This is a genomic window from Streptomyces sp. NPDC087440 (assembly GCF_044744005.1).
GTDB lineage: Bacteria > Actinomycetota > Actinomycetes > Streptomycetales > Streptomycetaceae > Streptomyces.
In genome coordinates this window covers 692,118-712,486 of sequence record NZ_JBIUXN010000001.1, presented here as the reverse complement: position 1 = coordinate 712,486, position 20,369 = coordinate 692,118, and the positions used below count along the sequence as shown (strand labels likewise).

At 71.8% G+C, this 20,369-nt stretch carries 21 protein-coding genes; 11 read left to right on the top strand and 10 right to left on the bottom strand.

Annotation, left to right across the window (positions count from 1 at the left end; all coding sequences use genetic code 11):
• The first annotated feature begins 51 nt into the window (after positions 1-51).
• Positions 52-432, top strand: coding sequence for a MerR family transcriptional regulator (locus ACIO3O_RS03210; RefSeq protein ID WP_401741244.1), 381 nt, complete (start codon positions 52-54; stop codon positions 430-432).
• 19 nt (positions 433-451) lie between these two features.
• Here the strand turns inward: ACIO3O_RS03210 and ACIO3O_RS03205 are convergent, their stop codons facing one another.
• Both ACIO3O_RS03205 and ACIO3O_RS03200 read right to left on the bottom strand, forming a co-directional pair.
• Positions 452-1,300 (bottom strand): SDR family NAD(P)-dependent oxidoreductase, encoded by an 849-nt coding sequence (locus ACIO3O_RS03205; RefSeq protein WP_401741242.1) that lies wholly within the window; start codon positions 1,298-1,300, stop codon positions 452-454.
• Between the two features lie 197 nt (positions 1,301-1,497).
• A complete protein-coding gene (locus ACIO3O_RS03200) occupies positions 1,498-1,716 on the bottom strand; it encodes a hypothetical protein (RefSeq protein WP_401741239.1) in 219 nt (72 codons plus the stop codon).
• A 181-nt stretch (positions 1,717-1,897) separates the two neighbouring features.
• Between ACIO3O_RS03200 and ACIO3O_RS03195 the strand changes: the two genes are divergently transcribed.
• A complete protein-coding gene (locus ACIO3O_RS03195; RefSeq protein WP_401741237.1) occupies positions 1,898-2,707 on the top strand; it encodes a TetR/AcrR family transcriptional regulator in 810 nt (269 codons plus the stop codon).
• Complete coding sequence (locus ACIO3O_RS03190; protein ID WP_401741234.1) at positions 2,704-3,405, top strand: hypothetical protein; 702 nt, start codon at positions 2,704-2,706, stop codon at positions 3,403-3,405. The genes ACIO3O_RS03195 and ACIO3O_RS03190 overlap by 4 nt, the downstream gene beginning before the upstream one ends.
• Here the strand turns inward: ACIO3O_RS03190 and ACIO3O_RS03185 are convergent.
• From ACIO3O_RS03185 to ACIO3O_RS03175, 3 genes are all read right to left on the bottom strand, one after another.
• A complete protein-coding gene (locus tag ACIO3O_RS03185; RefSeq protein ID WP_401741231.1) occupies positions 3,383-3,970 on the bottom strand; it encodes a GNAT family N-acetyltransferase in 588 nt (195 codons plus the stop codon). The genes ACIO3O_RS03190 and ACIO3O_RS03185 overlap by 23 nt on opposite strands.
• 61 nt (positions 3,971-4,031) lie before the next feature.
• Complete coding sequence (locus ACIO3O_RS03180; protein WP_401741229.1) at positions 4,032-4,763, bottom strand: 4'-phosphopantetheinyl transferase family protein; 732 nt, start codon at positions 4,761-4,763, stop codon at positions 4,032-4,034.
• Positions 4,764-4,860: 97 nt separating this feature from the next.
• Positions 4,861-5,427 (bottom strand): CGNR zinc finger domain-containing protein, encoded by a 567-nt coding sequence (locus tag ACIO3O_RS03175; protein ID WP_401741227.1) that lies wholly within the window; start codon positions 5,425-5,427, stop codon positions 4,861-4,863.
• A gap of 82 nt (positions 5,428-5,509) precedes the next feature.
• Here ACIO3O_RS03175 and ACIO3O_RS03170 point away from each other — a divergent pair, with 82 nt between their 5' ends.
• From ACIO3O_RS03170 to ACIO3O_RS03160, 3 genes are all read left to right on the top strand, one after another.
• Complete coding sequence (locus ACIO3O_RS03170) at positions 5,510-6,754, top strand: epoxide hydrolase family protein (RefSeq protein WP_401741225.1); 1,245 nt, start codon at positions 5,510-5,512, stop codon at positions 6,752-6,754.
• Positions 6,755-6,831: 77 nt separating this feature from the next.
• Positions 6,832-8,238, top strand: coding sequence for a CoA transferase (locus ACIO3O_RS03165; RefSeq protein WP_401741222.1), 1,407 nt, complete (start codon positions 6,832-6,834; stop codon positions 8,236-8,238).
• Positions 8,235-8,600, top strand: coding sequence for a hypothetical protein (locus tag ACIO3O_RS03160; protein WP_401741219.1), 366 nt, complete (start codon positions 8,235-8,237; stop codon positions 8,598-8,600). The genes ACIO3O_RS03165 and ACIO3O_RS03160 overlap by 4 nt, the downstream gene beginning before the upstream one ends.
• A gap of 58 nt (positions 8,601-8,658) precedes the next feature.
• Here the strand turns inward: ACIO3O_RS03160 and ACIO3O_RS03155 are convergent, their stop codons facing one another.
• The 3 genes from ACIO3O_RS03155 to ACIO3O_RS03145 form a co-directional block, all read right to left on the bottom strand.
• On the bottom strand, positions 8,659-9,561 hold the full coding sequence (locus ACIO3O_RS03155; RefSeq protein WP_401741217.1) for an aminoglycoside phosphotransferase family protein: 903 nt from the start codon (positions 9,559-9,561) through the stop codon (positions 8,659-8,661).
• A gap of 43 nt (positions 9,562-9,604) precedes the next feature.
• Positions 9,605-10,156: a DUF6609 family protein gene (locus ACIO3O_RS03150; protein WP_401741215.1), complete on the bottom strand. Its 552-nt coding sequence runs from the start codon at positions 10,154-10,156 to the stop codon at positions 9,605-9,607.
• Positions 10,157-10,246: 90 nt separating this feature from the next.
• Positions 10,247-10,981, bottom strand: coding sequence for an alpha/beta hydrolase (locus ACIO3O_RS03145; RefSeq protein WP_401741212.1), 735 nt, complete (start codon positions 10,979-10,981; stop codon positions 10,247-10,249).
• A 202-nt stretch (positions 10,982-11,183) separates the two neighbouring features.
• On the opposite strand from ACIO3O_RS03145, the gene ACIO3O_RS03140 reads away from it, so the two are divergent.
• Positions 11,184-11,801, top strand: a complete 618-nt coding sequence (locus ACIO3O_RS03140; RefSeq protein ID WP_401741210.1) for a GrpB family protein — start codon at positions 11,184-11,186, stop codon at positions 11,799-11,801.
• Positions 11,802-12,048: 247 nt separating this feature from the next.
• Here the strand turns inward: ACIO3O_RS03140 and ACIO3O_RS03135 are convergent, their stop codons facing one another.
• Positions 12,049-13,275 carry a family 16 glycosylhydrolase gene (locus ACIO3O_RS03135; RefSeq protein ID WP_401741207.1) on the bottom strand — a complete coding sequence of 409 codons (1,227 nt, stop codon included), beginning with the start codon at positions 13,273-13,275 and terminating at the stop codon, positions 12,049-12,051.
• A gap of 158 nt (positions 13,276-13,433) precedes the next feature.
• Positions 13,434-15,500, bottom strand: a complete 2,067-nt coding sequence (locus ACIO3O_RS03130) for a DUF5107 domain-containing protein (protein ID WP_401741205.1) — start codon at positions 15,498-15,500, stop codon at positions 13,434-13,436.
• 299 nt (positions 15,501-15,799) lie between these two features.
• Here ACIO3O_RS03130 and ACIO3O_RS03125 point away from each other — a divergent pair, with 299 nt between their 5' ends.
• From ACIO3O_RS03125 to ACIO3O_RS03110, 4 genes are read left to right on the top strand one after another with little or no spacing between them, the layout of a single operon-like run.
• A complete protein-coding gene (locus ACIO3O_RS03125; protein ID WP_401741202.1) occupies positions 15,800-17,125 on the top strand; it encodes an ABC transporter substrate-binding protein in 1,326 nt (441 codons plus the stop codon).
• A gap of 53 nt (positions 17,126-17,178) precedes the next feature.
• Positions 17,179-18,066, top strand: a complete 888-nt coding sequence (locus tag ACIO3O_RS03120) for a carbohydrate ABC transporter permease (protein ID WP_401741200.1) — start codon at positions 17,179-17,181, stop codon at positions 18,064-18,066.
• A 50-nt stretch (positions 18,067-18,116) separates the two neighbouring features.
• Positions 18,117-19,025 (top strand): carbohydrate ABC transporter permease, encoded by a 909-nt coding sequence (locus ACIO3O_RS03115; protein WP_401741197.1) that lies wholly within the window; start codon positions 18,117-18,119, stop codon positions 19,023-19,025.
• A 37-nt stretch (positions 19,026-19,062) separates the two neighbouring features.
• Positions 19,063-20,301, top strand: a complete 1,239-nt coding sequence (locus ACIO3O_RS03110) for an ABC transporter ATP-binding protein (RefSeq protein ID WP_401741195.1) — start codon at positions 19,063-19,065, stop codon at positions 20,299-20,301.
• The last annotated feature ends 68 nt before the right edge of the window (positions 20,302-20,369 follow it).

Below are 20,369 nucleotides of genomic sequence, written 5' to 3'. Positions count from 1 at the left end.
GTTGACACCGGTGTCAGGTTCAAGCCCCTTCGAGAAGGCGCAGGTCACGGCATGCGGATCGGTGAACTGGCGGAACGCACGGGCGTGAGCGAGCGCTCGCTGCGCTACTACGAGAAGCAGGCGCTGCTGGCGTCGGACCGTACGCCCGGCGGCCACCGCGACTATCCGGAGCGTGCGGTGGACCGGGTGGTCCTCATCCAGCAGCTGTACGCGGCGGGCCTGCACAGCAAGAAGATCGCCGAGCTGCTCCCCTGCCTCCGGGACGCGGACGGCGGCCCCTCCGCCGTCGCGACCCCTCGCCTGTACGCCGAGCTGTCGGCGGAACGGGACCGCATCGACTCGATGATCACGGACCTGATGCGGTCCCGGGCGGTGCTGGACGAGGTGATCGCGGCGGCGGCGAAGGTGGGGGCGGACCGGGTGCCGGGCTGAACTCCCGCTCCCCCACCCCTCACCCCACCCCCACGAACCCGCCGACCCACGCCTCCGTCCGCGCCATCAGCTTCCGCCGGACCTCGGTGTCGTACGCCTGTTCGTGTGCTCGGGTGTCCGTGAAGCGGTCGAAGTACCGGCCGGTGACGGTCGCCAGCTCCGGGTCGACGACCAGCCGGACGGTGGGGCGTACGCCCTCCTCCACCGGCACGGCCGGGGTGAGGCCGTACGCACGGACGCCGGCGGTGTCCATGAGGTGGGCGGGGTGGAGGGTGTTCACCGTGACGCCTGTGCCGTCGAGTTCGGCCGCCAGCTCGAAGGTCGCCATGATCAGCGCGAGCTTGCTCCGGCAGTAGGCGCGCAGCCCCTCGTACTCCTGCTCCAGCATGAGGTCGTCGAGGTCCAGGGCCTCCTGTCCCATCGAGGCGACATTGACGACGCGGGCGGGCGCGGAGGCGGTGAGCAGCGGGAGCAGGGCGCGGATGAGGACGTACGGCGCGAGGTGGTTCACGGCGAAGCGCAGCTCGTGGCCCTGCGCGCTCAGCTCCCTGCGGAGGGGGTCCGAACCGCCGCCCGCCACCGCGTTGTTGACCAACGCGTCGAGCCGGGGCTCCGCCGCCCGCACCTGCCGGGCGAACGCGCGAACCTGGTCGAGGTCGGCGAGATCCGCGAGGTAGGTGCGGACGGTGGCTTGCGGGGCGACGGTACGTATCTCCTGCGCGACGGCGTCGAGGCGGGCACGGTCGCGGCCATGGAGCAGGACGGTGTCACCGCGTGCGGCGAGAGCGAGGGCGATGCCGCGGCCGAGGCCCTGGGTGGCGCCGGTGATCAGGGCAGTGCGGCTCGGGTTGGTTCGTGGCGGATGCATGCCGTGATTCTGGCGGCGGGGTACGTGGCTCGGGGAGCCCGCGTTGCTCCTGGTGTCGGCACCACCAGGCAGAACCCGACCTTGCACGGCCCTCTTCATGCTGCTGTGCACGATCGGTGCGTTCTGCCGGACGGGCGAAACGAGGAAGCAGGATCCGCTGCCATGTGACCTGCGCGAGGCCCCTACAGGGACGAGCCTCAGGCCGCGAGAGCCCAGGCCGTCGAGACCACTCGGCTGTCACCCATCCGCCCCTGGCCCTGCTCGCCCGTGTCGGTCTGCGGTCCGCATCCGGTGTGCTGGGCGCAGGGCGCGGCCTGTTGGGGCTTGTCCTTGAAGATGGCCCAGCCGACGGCGATATAGGCGGGCCCGGTCGTAATCACGGCTATGGCTATTTCGGTGAAGTCCATCGGTCTCACCCCCTGGGGCTTTGTGCATCGAGTTCCCCAGAGCATAGGGGGGCGGGGTATCGAAGGGAAGGCAATTCCCGGACAGGGCACGAGGGTTGGCTTTCGGACCCGTGCGCTCGGGCCCGTGCGCCTGCGAGGTTTATGTTATACGCTTTGTATATCGCGTATACAAGGCTCCACGGAGAGGCCCATGCCCCGCACACCTCGCACCCCCCGACCGGCCGCAGGCGCGGAACTCGCCGCCGTGGCCGACCTCCTGTGGCAGCTGGAGGCCGACACCGCCGCAGAGCCCCGGCCACGGCTGAGCGCCCCGCTGATCGTGCGCACCGCTGTCGCCCTGGCCGACACGGAAGGGCTGGAGGCGGTCTCCATGCAGCGGGTCGCCGCCGAACTCGGGTGCACCGCAATGGCGTTGTACCGGCACGTGCCCGGCAAGGATCAGCTCGTCGCGGCCATGAGCGATGTTGCCGCCGGACACCCGCCCGCCGCCGGGGGCGTCGACTGGCGCGCCGAGGTCGAGGCCTGGGTGGAGGCCCTGTGGGGGCGGTATCTGCGCCACCCGTGGATGCTGCGCACCCCGACTCGCAGTGCACCGGTCGGGCCCGGTGAACTCGCTTGGTTCGAGGCCGTACTGACGCTCCTTCAGCGTGCGGGTGTCGAGCGCGGTCAGCTCATTCCGCTCGCGACCTTCGTCTCCAGTGCCGTACGCGATCTGGCCCGCGTCGCCACCGAGCTCGACCCGGCGGGTGCCGCCGCGTACGGGCAGGTGCTGGCCGAGCGGTTGGACCCGACACGGTTCCCCACGCTGTGCGCGTTGGCCGGCGAGGAGGGGCTCGACGAGGACGAGGACGGAGACGTCACGCCGATCGTCCGGCACGGCCTGCGGTACCTGCTCGACGGCATCGAAGCACGGGTCGCCTCCGGTCGCACCAGAGCCCCAAGCGAGTCGCCCGCACGTTCCCCTCAGGCAACCTCAAGCAAAGGACGTACGACGTCATGACGGACAGCCGCATACTCCGCCTCCTGGCCGCCTCCGGCATCGCCGCCGGGTTATTTGCCGCGGTCGGCGTTCCGCTCTACTTCGTGTACTCCGGGGCCCCACCGGCCTCGAACGTCCTCGCCCGCATCCTGCTCAACCTCCTGACCTGCGGCGCCCTCCTGGTCTTCCTGACCGGGCTGCGGCACCTGATCCGCGGTGCCGGACCCGCCTTCGCGTGGCTCGCCAGCCTGGTGTCCGGCTCCGGCACGGCGTACGTGACCGTCACTCTCGTCGCCGCGTCCGTCGAGGCGGGGACCGTGCTCGAACACCCCGACGGGACCCTGGACCCGACCGTCGACGGCACCCTCGCCCACGCGAACATGCTGCTGCACGGGTCGGTCGCCCGGCTTCTGACGGCGGTCCTGCTGACGGCCGCCGGGTACGCGATCCTGCGCAGCGGCGTGCTGCCTCGCTGGACGGGCCGGTGCGCGTACGCCGTCGCCGCCGTCAACCTCGCCTTCGTACCGTCGCTGTTCTTCGGAACGGACGCGGCCGACTTCTACAGCGCCGTCGGCTGGGGCAACACCGCGCTGACCGCCGCCCTGTTCGTCTACTGGGCGCTGGCGGTGGGCGTCGCTGTACTGAGGCAAGGCACCCCGGTCGCAGCACCGGTCGCAGCCCCGGACACCGGCCCGGTCACCGCGCGAGGCGCTCGCTGAGGCGGGCCTTCGCCTCGGGCCATTCGTCCACCAGCAGCGAGAAGTACACCGAGTCGCGCCACGTCCCGTCCGGGCGGCGGCGGTGGCGGCGCAGGACGCCCTCGCGCCGGGCGCCGAGGCGGGCGATGGCGGCCTGCGAGCGTTCGTTCTTGTGGTCGGTCTTCCACTGGACGCGGCCCATGCCGAGATCTTCGAAGGCGTGGGTCAGCAGGAGCAGCTTGGACTCGGTGTTGACCGGCGAGCGCCAGTACGCGCGCCCGTACCAGGTCCAGCCGATCTCCAGCCGTTCGTCCTCCTCGGAGACGTCCAGGTACGTCGTCCAGCCGATCGCCCGCCCGCTCTCCAGGTGGATCACGGCGAACGGGAGGTACGGCCCGTCCAGCACGTGCCGCATCGGCTCCGCGAGTTCCGCCTCCGTCTGCGGCACCTGAACGCCCAGCCAGCGCCAGACCTCCTGGTCCCGGCCACCGGCCAGGAAGAGGTCGCCGAGGTGCTGCTCGGTGAGGGGTTCGAGGCGCGCGTGGCGGCCGGTGAGCGTGACGGGGTGCGGAGTCTTCGCGGGCATGATCCGTAACGTAACCAAGGATTGACCTAGGTGCAACGATCTTTTGCACTAGTGCGAAGCGTCAGGGGGTGGCGGCAACCGCCCGGGCGAGAGCGGCCGAGTAGCCCTCGGGTGTCGCGACGTCCGTGAGGTGCCATCCGGGCACGTCCCCGGGCAGCTTCCCGGCCCCGACGTACGTCCCGTCCAGCGGTACGGCGAGACCCGTGCCGGTGCCCTTCAGGTAGGCCTCCTTGCGGCACCAGCAGCGCCCGAAGGCGGCGGCCCGGGCCGGGTCGTCGTCCCGCAGCGCGGCCAACTCCGCCCGCTCGCGCGGATGCAGGACGGAGGCGACCTCGTCGACCTGCGCCACGGGCGGCAGCACCTCGACGTCGATCCCGACCGGCGTCGCCGCGAAGGCGAACATCACGAGGTCGCCGCTGTGCGAGAGCGAGAAGTGCAGCCCCGTCCCGGGGAGCGAGGGCCGCCCGTGCGGTTCCGGGCACAGCGGGCACGCCTCCCGCCCGAAGACGACGGAGGCGGGGTCCTGCCCCAGGTAGGCCCCGGCCAGCCGCCGCAGGGCGACGTGCGCGGCGAGGTAGCGGTCGCGGTCCTCGGCCCGCCGGAAGTCGGAGTGCCGCCGGCGCTCGGCGGGGTCGAGCAGGGCCAGGGCGTCCGGGCCGCCGCTTGTCGTGTCGTACGTCGAGACGTGCAGGGCCCAGACCTCGGGGGCGGCGCCGGGCTTCGGGAGCGGGCCGGGGACGGGGCCGGAGGGCAGCGGGCGGGCCGGAACGAGGGGGTGTTCGGGTGCGGGCACGGGGGACCTTGGGGTGGGGACGGGCGGGGCGCGGAGGCGCAGCATCTCACGCGGGTCGGTGGGGGCGTCGGCGGGGTTCCCGCCCACGACGGCCCGCTCAGGAGGAAGTCGCGGGCCTCTTGCGCTGGTTGGCGTGGAAGCGTGCCTTCTTCTCGCGGTTCCCGCACGTGTTCATGTCGCACCATCTGCGGGTGCGGCTCCGGCTGGTGTCGAAGAAGGCGGCGCGGCAGGTCGGCGAGGCGCACAGGGCCAGCTTCCCGTCCCGTTCGCCCGCGATGACGGCGACCGCGTCGGCGGCGATCACACCGAGGGCGTCCTCCACACACGCCAGGCGCCACCGCCGCTCGCCCCCGGGTGTCAGGACCGCCGCGGCCCGCCCCTGAGCGCTGCGCTCGTTGATGACGTGAACGGCGGCGGCGGGCAGCGGGTCCCGGATCGCGGCGGCCGTCGCGGCGGCGTGGATCGACTCCCGGAGTTCCTTGGCGAGTTCGAGCTGGGCGGGGGTGCAGGAGTCCACGGGGAGGCCGCTCACCAGCAGCCAGTCGACGAGCCGCCGCGGCGCGGGAATGCGCTCCACACGGTCGCCGTGACGCTCCGACAGGGTCCCCGTGAAGCTGGTCGCCAGCACGGCGCCGAGGCGGAAGTCAGGGAAGGCGGCAGGCATGGAACCACCTTAGCCGGTTGCGCGCGGGCACCCGGAGAGCGTAGAACCGTCTTAGCCGGTTCCGCGATGGCCAGGAGGTCTCATGCCCCGCACGAACAGCGACGTACAGGCACAAAAGAGTGCAGACACCCGCGCACCCGCCGATGAGGTGCGGCCGTTCGAAGCCCACGCCGAGGTGCGGCCGTTCGAAGCCCACGCCCCCGACGCCGACCTCGCCGACCTGCGCGCCCGACTGGCCGCGGCACGGCTGCCGGAGGCCGAGACGGTGCATCGCGCCCCGCCCGGCCCCGGCCGCTGGGCGCAGGGTGTTCCGCTCGCCGACCTGGTCGACGTCGTGCACCACTGGCGCACCGGCTACGACTGGCGGCCGTTCGAGGAACGCCTCAACCGGATCGGCCAGTTCCGTACGACCGTCGACGGTCTGGAAATCCACTTCCTGCACCGGCGGTCGCCGCGCGCCGACGCCACCCCGCTGGTCCTCACGCACGGCTGGCCGGGCAGCGTCGCGGAGTTCGTGGACGTGGTGGACGCGCTGGCCGATCCGCAGGAGGCGGACGCACCGGCGTTCCACGTCGTGGCCCCGTCGCTGCCGGGCTTCGGCTACAGCGAACGGCCGGACGTGACCGGCTGGGGCACGGAGAAGATCGCCGCCGCGTGGGTCGAACTGATGGGACGGCTCGGCTACGACAGGTTCCTGGCCCACGGCGGCGACTGGGGCGGCGTCATCACCACGGTGCTGGGCGGCAGGTTCCCCGAGCACGTGCTCGGCATCCACACGACGGTCGCCCAGTCGCCGCCCGGGATGACGACGGCCGGGCTGACGGAGGCCGAGCGCAGGTGGACCGAGGAGACGTACGACTTCTGGCACCACCGGGCGGCGTATGCGAAGCAGCAGGCGACCGGGCCGCAGACCATCGGCTACGCGCTCGTCGACTCACCGGTGGGACTGCTCGCCTGGATCCTGGACAAGTTCGCCGCATGGTCGGACACGGAGGACAGCCCGTTCGAGACGATCTCCCGGGACCGGTTCCTCGACAACGTCACCCTGTACTGGCTGACGCGGACCGGGGCGTCGTCGGCGCGCATCTACTACGAGAGCCACGACTCCCTGGACCCCGAACTCCGCGTCGACGTCCCGTCGGCGATCACGACCTATCCGCGGGACATCGAGAAGTATCCGCGCTCCTGGGCCCAGGAGCGGTTCCGCAGGATCGTGCGCTGGAACACGCCCGCGTCCGGGGGCCACTTCCCGTCGCTGGAGGTTCCGGACCACTTCGTCGCAGATGTACGGGAGGGACTCGCGGCGGCGCTCGCGGCGGGGCGGTAGGGGCGTGTGGGGAAGGTCTCAGCGGGGGCGGGAGAGAGGCACTGGTACGCCCAGGGCGGCAGGAGCATTCTGAGGCCATGACGCTGACTGATCACGACGCCGCGACCGTGCACGCCTGGTCGGCCGTGGGCGGACGCCCCGAACTCGCCGAGCAGGTCACGTACGAGGGCGCGGGCGACGTGCTGCCCGCCGCCCTGCCGGTACGGCAGCTGGCCCGGGCCACGGTGGGCGCGTGTTCGCTGGCCGCCGCCGAACTGGCGGCGGCACGCGGCGGCGGGACACCGATCCCCGAGGTGCGGGTGGCGGAGGGCGCGGTCGCCGCCGCCTTCCACAGTGAGCGCAACCTGCGCATGGACGGCCGCGCGGCGACCAACTTCGCGCCGCTGTCCGGCTTCTGGCGCACCTCCGACAGCTGGGTGCGCACCCACGCCAACTACCCGCACCACCGCGCCCGGCTGCTGGGCGCGCTCGGCATCCCGGACGACGGCTCGCGCGACGACCGGGCGATGGCAGAGACGCTAGCCGCCGAACTGGCGACACGGCGGGCCCACGAGGTGCAGGAGACGGTGTACGGGGCCGGGGGCCTCGCGGTGGCGCTGGCCCCCGCGCCGACCGCCGCCCCGGACGCGGCGATTCCGCTGGTGGAGGTGCGGGAGGCGGGCGAGGGCGGCTCCCGACGGCTGCCCCCCTCCGCCTCCGCAGCGGCTCCGGCCGAGGGGGTACGGGTGCTGGACCTGACCCGGGTGCTGGCCGGACCGGTGGCGGGCCGGACGCTGGCGCTGCTGGGGGCCGACGTGCTGCGGGTGGACGCGCCGCAGCTGCCGGAGGACGCGGACACGTACGCCGACACGGGCATGGGGAAGCGTTCGACACTGCTGGATCTCGGGGCTGCGGGGGACCGCGAGGTCTTCGAGGAGCTGCTGGCCACGGCGGACGTGGTGCTCTCGGCGTACCGTCCGGGTGCGCTGGACCGGCACGGGCTCGCCCCGGAGGCCCTGTTGGAGCGCCGCCCGGACCTGGTCGTGGCGCAGTTGTGCGCGTGGGGGTGGACGGGGCCGTGGGCGGGGCGGCGGGGCTTCGACAGCCTCGTGCAGGTGGGGACGGGGATCGCGGCGATCGAGGGGACGGACGCCCGGCCGGGCGCGCTGCCCGCGCAGGCGCTGGATCACGGGACGGGGTATCTGATCGCGGCGGGCGTACTGCGGGGGCTGACGGAACGTCAGGAGACGGGTCGGGGACGGCACTTGCGGTACTCGCTCGCCGCGACGGCCTCCTGGCTGATGCACGGGCTGCGGCCGGAAGCGCCGTCGGACGACGCGTACGACGCGGACGACGCGTACGACGCCCAGCGCTGGATGACGACCTGCGAGTCCCCGTACGGAAAGCTGGACCACGCGCTTCCGCCGGTGGGCTACACGGGCGGGCCGCAGAACTGGGCCAGGCCGGTGGGCCTGTGGGGCACGGACGCCCCGGCCTGGCGGTGAACGGAACCGGCGACGACGCGCTCCCCTTTCCGCGGCAGCCGATCCGGGACGTCGTGGCGACGTACTCCCGCCAGGCGGGCTGCCCGGGGGACTTCGCGCAGGTCACGGTGGACTTCGAACCGTGGGAGGAGGGCTTCGCCTTCGAGGTGGCGCGGGAGGCGCGGATTCCGGCGGATCCCGAGGTGGCGAACTACGTGGCGGCACTGGAGGAGGGGCTGCGGGCGGAGCTGACGGAGCGGGTTCCGGGGTGCGCGGTGGCGGTGGTGCTGAGGAGGCTCCTCATCCATGAGGTGGACTCCCGGGAGGGATCGTTCCGGCAGGTGGGAAGGGTGGCGGTACGGGTGGCACTGGCGCGGGGCTGAGAGGGACGGGGCCACGGTGCACGGCGGCGTCCACGCGAACCGGTGCCGGTGGCCGGCGCTACCTGCTCAGCAGGGCGTCCGCCTGCGCCACCTGGACCGGATCGAGCGCGGTGCGGCCGTCCGCCACGTCCCAGAGCGCGTTCTGCAGGATGCGGCCCAGCGTCCAGCCCACCGCCCGCTGCCGGTCGAGGCCGAGGGCCTCGGTGAGCAGGTCGAAGCGGTGGAGCACCGTGACCGCGGTGCCGCAGTCCAGCGCGGGCCAGAGGTCGAACCCCGGGTCGCCCGCGAGGGGTTCGGGGTCGATGGCCAGCCAGGGCTCGCGGTCCCCGGCGAGGACGTTGTCGTGGTGGAGGTCCCAGTGCAGGAGGCGGTCGCCGGGTTCCGGGAGGAGCTCGGCGACGGCCGACGCGCAGGTGCGGAGCAGCGCCCGGTCCGCCGGGTCGGCCAGTTTCCGTACCGCCGACGGTACGTCGGCGAGCATCGCGGCGGCGATGTCGGACAGCTGCCGGAGCCCGGGCGGGGCGGGGTGCGCGGTGAGGCGGGCCATCAGGTCGGCCAGGGTCCGCAGGGCCTCCCGCTCCCCCTCGGGCGTCCGGGCGAGAACGGAGAGGGGGCGGGACGCGTCGAGGCGTTCCAGGAGCTCGGTGCCGGTGGCCGGGTCGTGGGCGAGCAGACGCACCGCACCGTTTCCGGCCCAGGTCCGCAGGGCGGTCGCGGCCCCGGCGGTCTCCTCCCGTACCTGCTGGAGCTTGAGCACGGCGGGCGTGCCGTCGGCGGTACGGGTCACGGGCAGGACGACCGACGCCATGCCGTGCCCCGGCGCCCCGTCCGGCCGCAGGTCCCAGCGCTCCAGGAACTCCCCCGCGAGGCGCGGCAGATCGGCGAGCCAGGCGGGGGCCTGCGCGTTCTCGTCGCGGTAGGAGGCGGCGAAGGCGGGCGGGACGGTGAAGGGGGCGGTCATGCGAGGCTCCTTCGGGGACGGCGGTACGGGAGGGGGCGGCACCTCAGGCGAAGGTCACCGCCGGGTACGCCAGCAGCATCCACGCCCCGAACCCCAGCTTCAGCACCGCGTCCCCCGCCCCCAGCACCCGCACCGGCGCACGCCTCGTCACGTACAGCCCGATCAGTGCGTTCAGGCTGGTCAGCGCGCCGAGCAGGGTCATCAGGGGGCCGTGGGCGAGGCCCATGGTGAGGAAGTGCAGGCCGACCACGAAGAGAATCCGGAGGATCAGCTGCCGGTCGTCCCGCTCGGCCTCCGGCTGCTTCTGGTACCGGCTGACGACCAGGTAGATCAGCCCCATCTCCAGCACGAAGGACCCCACGAGCCCCGCGATCTGGACGAACGACGTCGACCCGAGCGACGGCAGCAGCGCGCTCAGCCCGCTCGCGACGAACCCGGCGACACCGCCGCCGATGGCGAAGGGCACCCAGCGGCTCTGGACGATCCAGCCGAGCAGGAAGCCGAGCCCGACGCAGAGGAGGAAGAGGCCGCCCCCGCGTATGAGGGGGTACGGATGGGGGACGGAGGCGGTGGCCTGCACCAGGAGGGTGCTCATCGTCTGTACCGGCCGTCCTGCGAAGCGAGTTGAGAGTTGATCACGCGCCCCAACCTAGCCCCAGACGATCCCGTACGAACAGGCCTTTCCCTACGCCCTGTCGCCCTCGCCCACCAACGCGTCCACGAACCCCTCCCGCGAGGCCGCGTCCGACGCGAACCACAGGCTCAGCCGGTGGTCCGCCTCCGGCAGCACGAGCCGCACGTACTCCGCCCGAGACGCACCGAGCGCCTCCTCCACCGCTTCCGTGACCGAGGGCGGGATCACCGCGTCGACGGCGGGCGTGGCGAGCACCGCGCGCACGCCCGCCGGAAGCTCCCGGAAGACGTCCAGGGCAGGAGAGTCGCGCCAGCTGTCCGGCGTACGGATGATGCCGGTGAACCCGGCGCCGAAGGCCACCGGCCAGGCCCGCGCCGCGTACACGGCGGGCGCCCCGAGGCCGATCGCGACGACCCGGTCCCGGTAGTGCGCGGCGAGGTCCGCGACGGTCTGCCCGCTCATGCTGAAGCCGACGACGGCCAGCGGGACGTCGGCGGGCAGGCAGGTGTCGACGACGGTACGGGCCTGCTCGAACCGGCGCCGCAGACTCAGCTCGCTCAGCGCGCCGGTGCTGTCGCCGTGCCCGGAGAAGTCGAAGGCGAGGGCGTGGTGCCCCCGGGCGGCGAAGGCGGCGGCGAGGACGCTGGGGCTCTGCTTGTCCCCGTTGCCCGCGCCGTGCAGGACAAGAACGGCGACGACCGGAGCGGTACTGGCGACGGCGGGCTCCACCGTGACGCAGGCGAGGACTTCGCCGTCGCAGGCCAGGGTGAAAGGTGTTGTCCGCACGGGAAGTCTGGCTGCTCCGACATCGGGACCAGCCGTTGCCGAGGCAAGAGCCCCTTCCCCATCCGTCCCCGGACGCGCTCCGCGCCCGGCACCCTCCACCGCGGTCGCCTCAGCCTCGTACACACGCATCGCCCTCCCCGTCCCCGTCCCCACCGAACAGCCCTCGCACGATACCCACCAGCGCCCTCCTAGACTTGCCCGAATGACCGAAACGCCCCCGCCGCCCGCCAGGGACTCCGCCCCCGTTCTCGTCCCCTACTCCCCCGCCTGGCAGCCCCAAGGACGGGCCCTCACCCAGGAGTTGCTGGCCGCCCTCGCGCCCCTGGCCGAGCGCGTCGAGCACATCGGCAGCACCGCGATTCCCGGCATGGCCGCCAAGGCCGTCTTCGACCTCCAGGTGAGTGTCGCGGACCTGGCGGCGGCCGAGGCCGCCTTCGCCGAACCCCTCGCGGCGCGCGGCTTCCGGCTCTCCCCGTACCGGAACGACCACGTCCCCGCAGGCCTCGACGACGACCCGGCGAACTGGACCAAACGGCTCTGGACGCGCCGATCCGAGGACGGCGCCTCCGCCGTCAACCTGCACGTACGCCGCACGGGCTCACCCAACGAGCGCCTCGCGCTCCTCTTCCGCGACTGGTTTCGCGCACACCCGGAGGCCATCCCGTCGTACGCCCGCTTCAAGCAGTCGCTCGCGGACGCGGTTGACAGCACGGGCGTGTACGCGGACGTGAAGGACCCGGTGGTCGACCTGGTGATCACGGTCGCGGAACCGTGGGCCGCACAGACCGCCTGGAAACCCACCGCGCCGTCCACAGACTGACCCCAGGGACTGAAGGGACCGAAATATCGAAGTCCCGCGAGAGCCTCGCCCGCCCCGCACACCCGCTCCCCCGACATGCGGATGCCCCGCAGCCGGGGGGGGTGACTGCGAGGCATCCAGGGTGCTCAGCAGGCCGGGGGGATGTGCCTGCGAGCTCGGGTCGAAGAGGCTTGTTCCCCCGTCCCGGGCGGGCATGCACCTCTGCGCAAAAGTTTTTTCGCGACTCCCCCGGCCGCCCTCCCCGCGATCAGCTGCGCGTGCGGAAGGCGTCGACCACCAGGTACGTTCCCGAGCGCTTGACCACCTTGATCGTGTGCACGCTCTGCGCGAGGCCGGACACCCCGAAGACGGTCTGCTGGACCTGGCGGGTCGGCGAGGTGAGGTCGACGGTCCGGCGCAGCGTGCCGTCCACGTACACGTCCGCCGTGCCCAGGTCGGAGAACTTCTCGGTGAGGAGGTCGACGCCCGTTCCGTTGAAGGTGTACGAGACCGAGTCGCCGTTGGTGCGCGTGTAGTGGACGTCGTCGCCGTGGTCCCCGTAGCCGCGCCCGCCGCCGTAGGTCCAGGCACCGGCGTACGTCACGCCGCCCGCCGGGTCGTTGACCATCAGCGAGTCCGGCTGCGTGACCTTCACGTTCCGTACGTACAGGTGGCTCGGCAGCGGGGTCGACGGCTGGATGCAGCCGCCCCAGCTCGCGCAGCCGCCCGCGCTGTTGTTGAGGATGAGGAACATCGGCTCGCTCGGCACCGCCTTGGTGGTCGTACAGCGGGCCACGCCGTCGACCAGCCAGGTCATCTTCCCGGGCTGCCAGTCCAGACCGTAGGTGTGGTAACCGGCGGACAGGTCGGTGGTCGTGAAGGTGCAGCCGGTCTTGTCCTCGGGGCGGACGTTGTGGAGCGTCATGTAGTCGGTCTTGGAACCCTCGGTGCCGAGGATCTCGAAGATGTCGACTTCGGGGAGCGCGGTGCTGTTGTCGATGTCGGAGGCCGTGGTGTCGGCCGGGAGCATCCAGAAGGCGGGCCAGAGGCCGAGGCCGCCGGAGACCTTGATGGTGGCCTCGACCTTTCCGTACAGGAAGCTCTTCTTGCCCTGGGTGCTGATGTATCCGGCCCGGTACTTGTGGTCGAGGTACGGGTTCGCGCTGAGCCCGAGGTCGACTTCGCCGTTCGCGAGTTTCACCTGGTCGGGGTGGGCGACGGAGCCGTCCGGGGTCTGCTTGGTGAGGTAGCGCCAGATCCAGCCGGTGGGCTGGTCGACGTCGGAGTCGCCCGCGCTCCAGACGGAGGTGTCGAGGGTGCTGCCGTTGAACTCGTCGTTGATCAGCACCTTGTCGGCGGCCAACGTCGAGGGCTGCGCGGGTGCGGCGCTCGCCGTGCCGAGTCCGGCGAGGAGGGCGGTGGCGGCGGTCAGGGCGGCGAGAACCGTTCTGGTCCGGGCGCCTCGGGGCTTCCGGGCGGTGGGGGTTGCGTGCATGCGGACACTCACCTTTCACGAAGGGTGGTGCACCGGATCCCGGACAGGACCCGGTGGGCGCGCTCGTCCGGCGGTGGGCGGCGGGGTGCCGCCCGGGGAATGTGGGGGTCGGTCGGCACGCGGATCAGCCGCTCGCCCGGGTCAGTCGCTCACGCGGCTCAGTCCGTCATGCGGAAGTCGTACGCGTACGGCAGCGGATGCTCGGTACGGGCCCGGGCCCGCAGCTCCTCCTCGTCGCCCTCCGCCCCCGCCTCGGCGAGCCGCTTCGCGTGGTAGTCCGTCCACAGCCGGTCCAGCGTGGGCTCCCCCTCGCGCAGGTCCTCGACCTCCAGTCCCACCTCGAACTCCTCCTGTACGTCGGCCAGTCGTCCGAGTACGAGGGAGGCCTGGGCCCGCAGGAGCCTGACCCGCCCGTGTCCCCGGGCCTCCTCGGGCAGCGCTTCCAGCACCCGGCGGCAGGCCACGGGGCGGTCGGCGGCGAGGAGCGCCTGTCCGGCCTCCAGGGCGAGGGTGCGTTCGCCGGGGGCGAGGGCGACGGCGGCGAGGTAGCGGTCGGCGGCGAGGTCCAGGGTGCCTTCGAGGCGGTCGAGGAGGGCGAGGTTGCGCAGCGCCCAGGCGTTGGGGGCGGCCGCGGCGGACGCCTCCCAGGCGGCGCGGGCGCCCTTGCGGTCGGCGGCGTGCCAGCGCATCAGGCCCAGGTGGTAGAGGGCGGTCCAGTTCCCCTCGGTGCGGGAGGCCGTGAGCAGGTCGTACCACTCGCTCTGGACCATGAGTCCGCGCGGCGGCACGGCCGGGTCGCCGACCGGGAACTCGCCGGTGCGCAGGAGCGTGAGCCACGGCTCCTGCTCCTCGCCGAGGGTGTCCTCGGCGAACGGCGTGCCGGTCGGGTCGGGTGCGCGGCCCGGGCGGGTGGCGCGGCGGACGCGCTCCAGCGCCCCCCAGCCGGACCCTTCCCCCAGCTGCTCGACGGGGGCCCGGTCCGCGAACTCGGCGGCGTGCGCGAGCTGTTGCTCCAGATGGGATTCCGGTACGACGTCACGGACCGCGGCGGCGACGGCGGCCCGGGCCCGCGCCCAGTCCCCGTGCACGGCCTCGGGGTCGGTGGCCACCGGGCCGTACGTCTCCACCCAGGACCAGGAGGTGCGCGGCGGCATCGGCTGGTATTCGAGCTGGGTGTCGGCCAGGCCCGCCTGGATTTCGAGGTAGGCGCGCGGCCCGGGACCCGTGCCGGAGAGGAACTCCTGCCAGCGGCGGCCGCCCTGGCTGTGCCCCCAGAAGAAGAGCTTGCGGCCGCGCTGGCGGCGGGTGGAGGTCTGCAGGAGGCCGGTGCCGTCGCCGTCGAGGGCGGCGATCCAGGGGCGGTCGGCCTCGCGGAGGTCGTAGAAGTAGTCGGCGGCGAGCGGGCTGCGGTCGGCGTAGCTGCGGTCGGTGCCGGAGGAGACCGGGACGGGGACGTAGCTGACCTTGCGCTCGTAGTTGATCTCCCAGGCGGCGTCGGCGGGGGCGACGACACGGACGTCCGGGGTTTCGGGGACGGCGATGTTGGACCACCAGTACATGGGGACCATACGGGGGTTCGGGTTGCTGATGCGCATGTGCACATGGAGGTGTTCGGAGCCCGGCGGCAGCCAGGCGTCGACCTGGAAGGGGACCCGGCGGATGCGCTCCCACTCGTACAGCCGCAGGACCGGGACGCCGTCGGGGCCCTCGACGCGGGCGGCGTGCACGGGTGAGGAGGTGAGCGGGGAGTGGCCGATGACGCCGATGTTCCACTCGACGCCGCCCGCCAGCCAGGCGTTGCGGACGGCGAGGTTGGCCGGTTGCAGCACCTGGTTGCGGTAGAGGAGTTCGCGTCCGGTGGGCTTGTGGACCAGGGACCAGAGGCGGCCGCCGTAGTCGAGGAGGAAGGTGGCGCGCAGGTGCTCGTTCTCCAGGACGGCGACGGGGGTGTCGGTGGGGGTGCGTTCGCGACCGTAACCGTCCTGGAGGGTGTACGGGAGGACGTCGGGGACGTGTCCGTAGCCCGCCCGCAGGGCGAGGTCGTTGACGGCGCAGCCGAAGCTCAGCCCGGTGTTGATGTCGCTCTCGCCGAGCAGCGGCGGCAGCGGGCTGTCCGGTCCGAGGGACGCCGCGTCCAGGGTGAGGACGGTGCGGCGCAGGGTGGCGGCCGGCCGGGGGCAAGCAGCGGGCGGGGCGGATACCGCGGGCGGGACGGATCGGGTCATGGGGGTCAACACCACCGGTTTCGGGCAGCGCACCGCCGGCGAGCAGAGCGGGGCGATCGGATGGGGCACCGGCCTGAGCGAGCCGTACAACTCCCTTGACCTGCGCGGGAGTTGACGTCGGGACGGATCTGGATGCGTCAAGTGGGCTGGTTCGTAGAGGAAGTTAACCCGCGAGCTATTGACTAGACAAGTGCGTGATCCGCAGAATCAGCCACGTCGCCCGACGGGCCCACTTGTCTGGTCAATCTCCGTCCGGATCCGATCGGTTGAGGTCCCTCACCCCTCTCGAAGGGCAGCCCATGTCCCCCTCGCGCACCCCGTTGTTCACCGTCCGCCGCCGCACCGCCCTGGCCGCGCTGACCACGGCCGCCCTGGCCGCCTCCCTCACCGCGTGCGGCGGGGGGACGGGCTCGGACGGCGGCGGCACGACCGTCGACTACGTCTCGCAGTGGAACCCGCAGGACCCCGAGGCCCAGGTCATCAACAAGGCCATCACCGCCTTCGAGAAGGCCAACCCCGGCATCAAGGTCAAGGCCACCTACGCGGGCCGCAACAACGACGCCAAGATCCTCAACCAGATCAAGGCCCGCAACGCGCCCGACATCGTCGAGGGCGGCACCATGCGCCTCAAGCAGTTCAAGCTGGAACCCCTCGACGACCTGTACGCCATGAAGATCCCCGGCGAGACGAAGACCGTCGGCGAGGTGGTCCCGGACGGGCTGAAGACCCTCAACACCGCCGAGGGCAAGGCGTACGCGGCACCGTACGAATACGTGGTCGGCGGCCTGTGGTACCAGGAGAAGCAGCTCGCCTCGCGCGGCCTCAAGCCCCCGGCCCAGTGGCCCGAGTTCACCGCCCAGGCGGCCAGGTTCAAGGCCGACGGGCAGCCGCTGGTCCAGCAGGACGGTTCGGTCGCGGGCTACAACTTCTTCTGGTTCGTCAACCTGGTGGCCCGCTACGGCGGCCCCGACGCGATGGCCAAGGCCGCCACCGACAAGTCCGGCGAGGCCTGGAAGGGCGAGGTCTATCAGCAGGCCGCCGACCAGGTCCGCGCCCTGACCTCGGCAGGAGCCCTCAACAAGGGGTACGAGGGCACCACCTTCCCCGCCGCGCAGAACGCGTGGGCGCAGGGCAAGGGCGGGTACGCGCTGAACTTCTCCTGGATGCCGAAGGAGACCGACAAGGTCCGGGCGGCCGACGCGGAGATCCGCTACACCCCGTTCCCGAACGTGGGCGGCCCCGGCGACGACCTGGTGGAGGCCGACACCACGTCCTGGGTGGTGCCGCAGGCGGCCAAGCACAAGGACGCCGCGAAGAAGTTCCTGGCCCACCTGTACGGCAAGGCGACGATGCAGGGCTTCTCGGACACCGCGAAGACGCTCACCCCGCGCACCGACGTCACCCCGCCCGCGCTGCTCGCGGACGTCACGGCGCTGCTGGCGAAGAACCCGAAGGTGATGCCGCGCCTGGGCAACCTGGAGCGCACCGCGCCGGCCGACTACATCACCAAGGTCGTCGACCCGGTGTACGGCGACTTCTTCAAGTCCGTGGGCAAGCAGTCCACCGCGGACTTCCTGGACAAGCTGGCGAAGGCGTCCAAGGAGTTCTGGGCGACGCAGCGCTGATCCCACGGAACTGCCGCTGATCCCACGGAACTACTGAAGAAGGGATTCACCCCGTGCAACGAAGCCGATGGACGACCCTGCTGTTCGTCGGGCCGGCGGTGCTCTGGCTGGCCGTGTTCTTCGGCGCCCCGGTGGTCGCGACCCTGTGGGTCTCGCTCACCGACGAACAGGGCGTCGACGAGGACAGCAGATTCATCGGCCTCGCCAACTACACCCGGCTGCTGAAGGACCCGTACTTCATCGACACCTTCTGGGTGATGCTGAAGATCCTCTTCATCGGGGGCGCCGCGGTCTTCGCGATCAGCTTCCTGTTCATGACGATCCTGCGCGAGATGCGGTTCAAGCGGTTCGCGCGGGCCGTCATGTTCGCCCCGTACATCGTCATCCCGGTGGCGCTCGCCATCCTGTGGGGCGTCCTGCTCAACCCGCAGACCGGGCTGCTCAACAGCCTCCTCGACCTGGTGGGGGCGGGCGCGCTGAAGCGGGTCTGGCTCGGCCCCGACTGGATCTTCACCAGCGTGGTGATCGGCCTGATCTGGCTGAGCACCGGCTTCTACACGACGCTGCTGTGCGCGGGCGTGGACCGCATCCCCGCGCACTACTACGAGGCGGCGGAGCTGGAAGGCGCCTCCCGCTGGCACCAGTTCGTCCGCGTGACCATCCCCATGACCTGGGACGTCATCGGCACGGCCGCCGTCCTGTGGGTGATCGGCGCGATCAACACCTTCGGCTTCATCTTCGCCTTCTCCGGAGCCGGAGCCACCCCCGACAAGCGCACCTGGACCCCCGCCATCTATCTCTACCTGGAGACCTTCGACCCGCTGAACGGCTCCCTGAGCTACGGCTACGGCTGTGCGATCGCCGTGATGCTGATGCTGCTGGTCGCGGTGAGCGTGGCGCTGATCAGGCGGGTCTTCCGGCGTGAGGCGGTGCAGTTCTGATGCGGCCGCACACGGCACTCACAGCACTCACGAAGGAGACCGAGGCGAGCGTGTCGACCACCCTGACGGACAAGCCCGTTCATGCCGTACGAGGCCCCGCCCGCGAGGGTCCGCGCTCGCGGGCCCGCCGCTCGGTGACGGACGTCGCCTTCTTCGCGGGCCGCCTGTTCGTATGGGTGTGGGTGGTGGGCACCCTGGTCCTCGGGCTGTGGCTGGTGGTGGCGTCCTTCAAGGACGAGGCGACCGTCTTCACCAGCCCGTGGTCGGTGCCGGCCTCGCCGCGCGTGCAGTCGTACGTGGACGCCGTACAGCTCTTCAACCTCAAGGACGCCTTCCTCAACACCGTCTTCGTCGTGTCGGTCTCGACGATGCTGGTGGTGGCGGTGTCGGCACCGTGCGCGTACGCGCTGGCCCGGTGGAAGTTCCGGGGCTCGGGGGCGCTGACCTTCGTCCTGGCGGCGGCCGTCGGGGTGCCGGTGCAGGTCCTCTTCGTACCGATCTACCTGGCGTACAGCAGGATCGGGATGATCAACAGCCTCTGGGGCGTCATCCTCATCTACGTCGGCATGAACATCCCCTTCACCACCTTCCTGCTGGTCAGCTTCTTCCGGTCGCTGCCGGGCGAGCTGGAGGAGGCGGCGGCGATGGACGGCTCGAAGACGCTGCGGACCTTCTTCACCGTGATGCTGCCGCTGGCCAGGCCCGGCCTGTCGACGGCCGCGATCATCACGGCGATCGGGCTGTGGAACGAGTTCCTGATCGCGCTGACCTTCCTGGGCGACGACAAGAAGTACACGCTGACGATCGGCCTGCTGAACCTCTACGGGAACATGCGCTACAACACCAACTGGACCGCGCTGTTCGCCGGGGTGGTCATCTCCCTGCTGCCGCTCCTCGTCCTGTACGCGTGGCTCTCCAACAAGATCATCGAGGGTCTGACGCTGGGCAGCGGCAAGTGACTCCCGTATCCCTGACCGACTGTGAGGTGTCCTCTTCATGAGCGCGATAGAACTGCGGGACGTCGTCAAGACCTACCCGGACGGCACCAACGCCGTCACCGGCATCGACCTGTCCGTCCCCGACGGTTCCTTCACCGTCCTCGTCGGCCCGTCCGGCTGCGGAAAGTCGACCCTGCTGCGGATGGTGGCGGGCCTGGAGGAGATCACCGGCGGCGAGGTCCGGATCGGTGGCACCCCCGTCAACAAGAAGGCCGCCGCCGACCGCAACCTCGCGATGGTCTTCCAGAACTACGCGCTCTACCCGCACATGACGGTCGCCGACAACATCGCCTTCGGGATGCGCGCCCGCAAGGTCCCCAAGCCGGAACGCGAACGGCGCACGCGCGAGGCGGCGGAGATCCTGGGCCTCACCCCCTTCCTCGACCGCCGCCCGGCCAACCTCTCCGGCGGCCAGCGCCAGCGGGTCGCGATGGGACGGGCCATCGTCCGCTCCCCCGAGGCCTTCCTGATGGACGAACCGCTCTCCAACCTGGACGCGAAGCTGCGGGTCCAGATGCGGGCGGAGATCTCGCTCATCCAGCGGCGGACCGGGACGACCACCCTGTACGTCACGCACGACCAGACCGAGGCCATGACCATGGGCGACCAGGTCGTGGTGATGAGCAAGGGCCGCATCCGGCAGGTCGGCTCGCCCACGTCGTTGTACGACGCCCCGGCCGACCTCTTCGTGGCGAGCTTCATCGGGGCGCCGCCGATGAATCTGGTACGGGCCCGCCTCGTCCGGGACGGGGAGGGCCTGGCGGTGGCGCTCGGCACATCCCGGCTGGCGGTCACCCCACAGGTGCTGGCGCGCCGCCCGGACCTGCCCTCCTACGCGGACCGGGAGGTCGTGGTCGGCATCCGCCCCGAACACCTCCAGGACGCGGAGTACGCGGGGCCGGGCCGGGACGGGGATCTGCTGCGGGCCGAGGTGCGGCTCCGGGAGGACCTCGGGCGGGAGGTCTCCCTCCTGGTCAACCCGGTGCCGGGGGCGGACTGGACCCGGCTCGTCCTGGACGACTCGGCGACGGTCGAGGACGACCCCATGGGGGCGGGGGCGACGCTCACCGCCACCGTCCACCAGCGCACGCGCCTGCGTGACGGGGACACCGCCGCGCTCCGCGTGGACCTGGACGAACTCCACTTCTTCGACCCCGACACCTCCCTCTCCATCGGGGGCGCCTCCCCGCAGGCTTCCGCCTCCGCCACGCCCTCCCCCGCCGCCCAACCGGCCTGACCCTCCGCATCTCCCACCCCCTGGCCGCCGGTTCGGCCCTCCCCTGCTTCCCTTGAGCCCCCTCGGGC

Bases quoted from the DNA above. Each gene is read 5' to 3' on its own strand.
- ACIO3O_RS03175 (WP_401741227.1), bottom strand. From the start codon at position 5,427: ATGCCTGCCGCCTTCCCTGACTTCCGCCTCGGCGCCGTGCTGGCGACC.
- ACIO3O_RS03190 (WP_401741234.1), top strand. From the start codon at position 2,704: ATGACGGACAGCCGCATACTCCGCCTCCTGGCCGCCTCCGGCATCGCC.
- ACIO3O_RS03110 (WP_401741195.1), top strand. From the start codon at position 19,063: ATGAGCGCGATAGAACTGCGGGACGTCGTCAAGACCTACCCGGACGGC.
- ACIO3O_RS03155 (WP_401741217.1), bottom strand. From the start codon at position 9,561: ATGACCGCCCCCTTCACCGTCCCGCCCGCCTTCGCCGCCTCCTACCGC.
- ACIO3O_RS03185 (WP_401741231.1), bottom strand. From the start codon at position 3,970: ATGCCCGCGAAGACTCCGCACCCCGTCACGCTCACCGGCCGCCACGCG.
- ACIO3O_RS03140 (WP_401741210.1), top strand. From the start codon at position 11,184: ATGACCGAAACGCCCCCGCCGCCCGCCAGGGACTCCGCCCCCGTTCTC.
- ACIO3O_RS03135 (WP_401741207.1), bottom strand. From the start codon at position 13,275: ATGCACGCAACCCCCACCGCCCGGAAGCCCCGAGGCGCCCGGACCAGA.
- ACIO3O_RS03150 (WP_401741215.1), bottom strand. From the start codon at position 10,156: ATGAGCACCCTCCTGGTGCAGGCCACCGCCTCCGTCCCCCATCCGTAC.
- ACIO3O_RS03125 (WP_401741202.1), top strand. From the start codon at position 15,800: ATGTCCCCCTCGCGCACCCCGTTGTTCACCGTCCGCCGCCGCACCGCC.
- ACIO3O_RS03195 (WP_401741237.1), top strand. From the start codon at position 1,898: ATGCCCCGCACACCTCGCACCCCCCGACCGGCCGCAGGCGCGGAACTC.
- ACIO3O_RS03130 (WP_401741205.1), bottom strand. From the start codon at position 15,500: ATGACCCGATCCGTCCCGCCCGCGGTATCCGCCCCGCCCGCTGCTTGC.
- ACIO3O_RS03205 (WP_401741242.1), bottom strand. From the start codon at position 1,300: ATGCATCCGCCACGAACCAACCCGAGCCGCACTGCCCTGATCACCGGC.
- ACIO3O_RS03210 (WP_401741244.1), top strand. From the start codon at position 52: ATGCGGATCGGTGAACTGGCGGAACGCACGGGCGTGAGCGAGCGCTCG.
- ACIO3O_RS03165 (WP_401741222.1), top strand. From the start codon at position 6,832: ATGACGCTGACTGATCACGACGCCGCGACCGTGCACGCCTGGTCGGCC.
- ACIO3O_RS03170 (WP_401741225.1), top strand. From the start codon at position 5,510: ATGCCCCGCACGAACAGCGACGTACAGGCACAAAAGAGTGCAGACACC.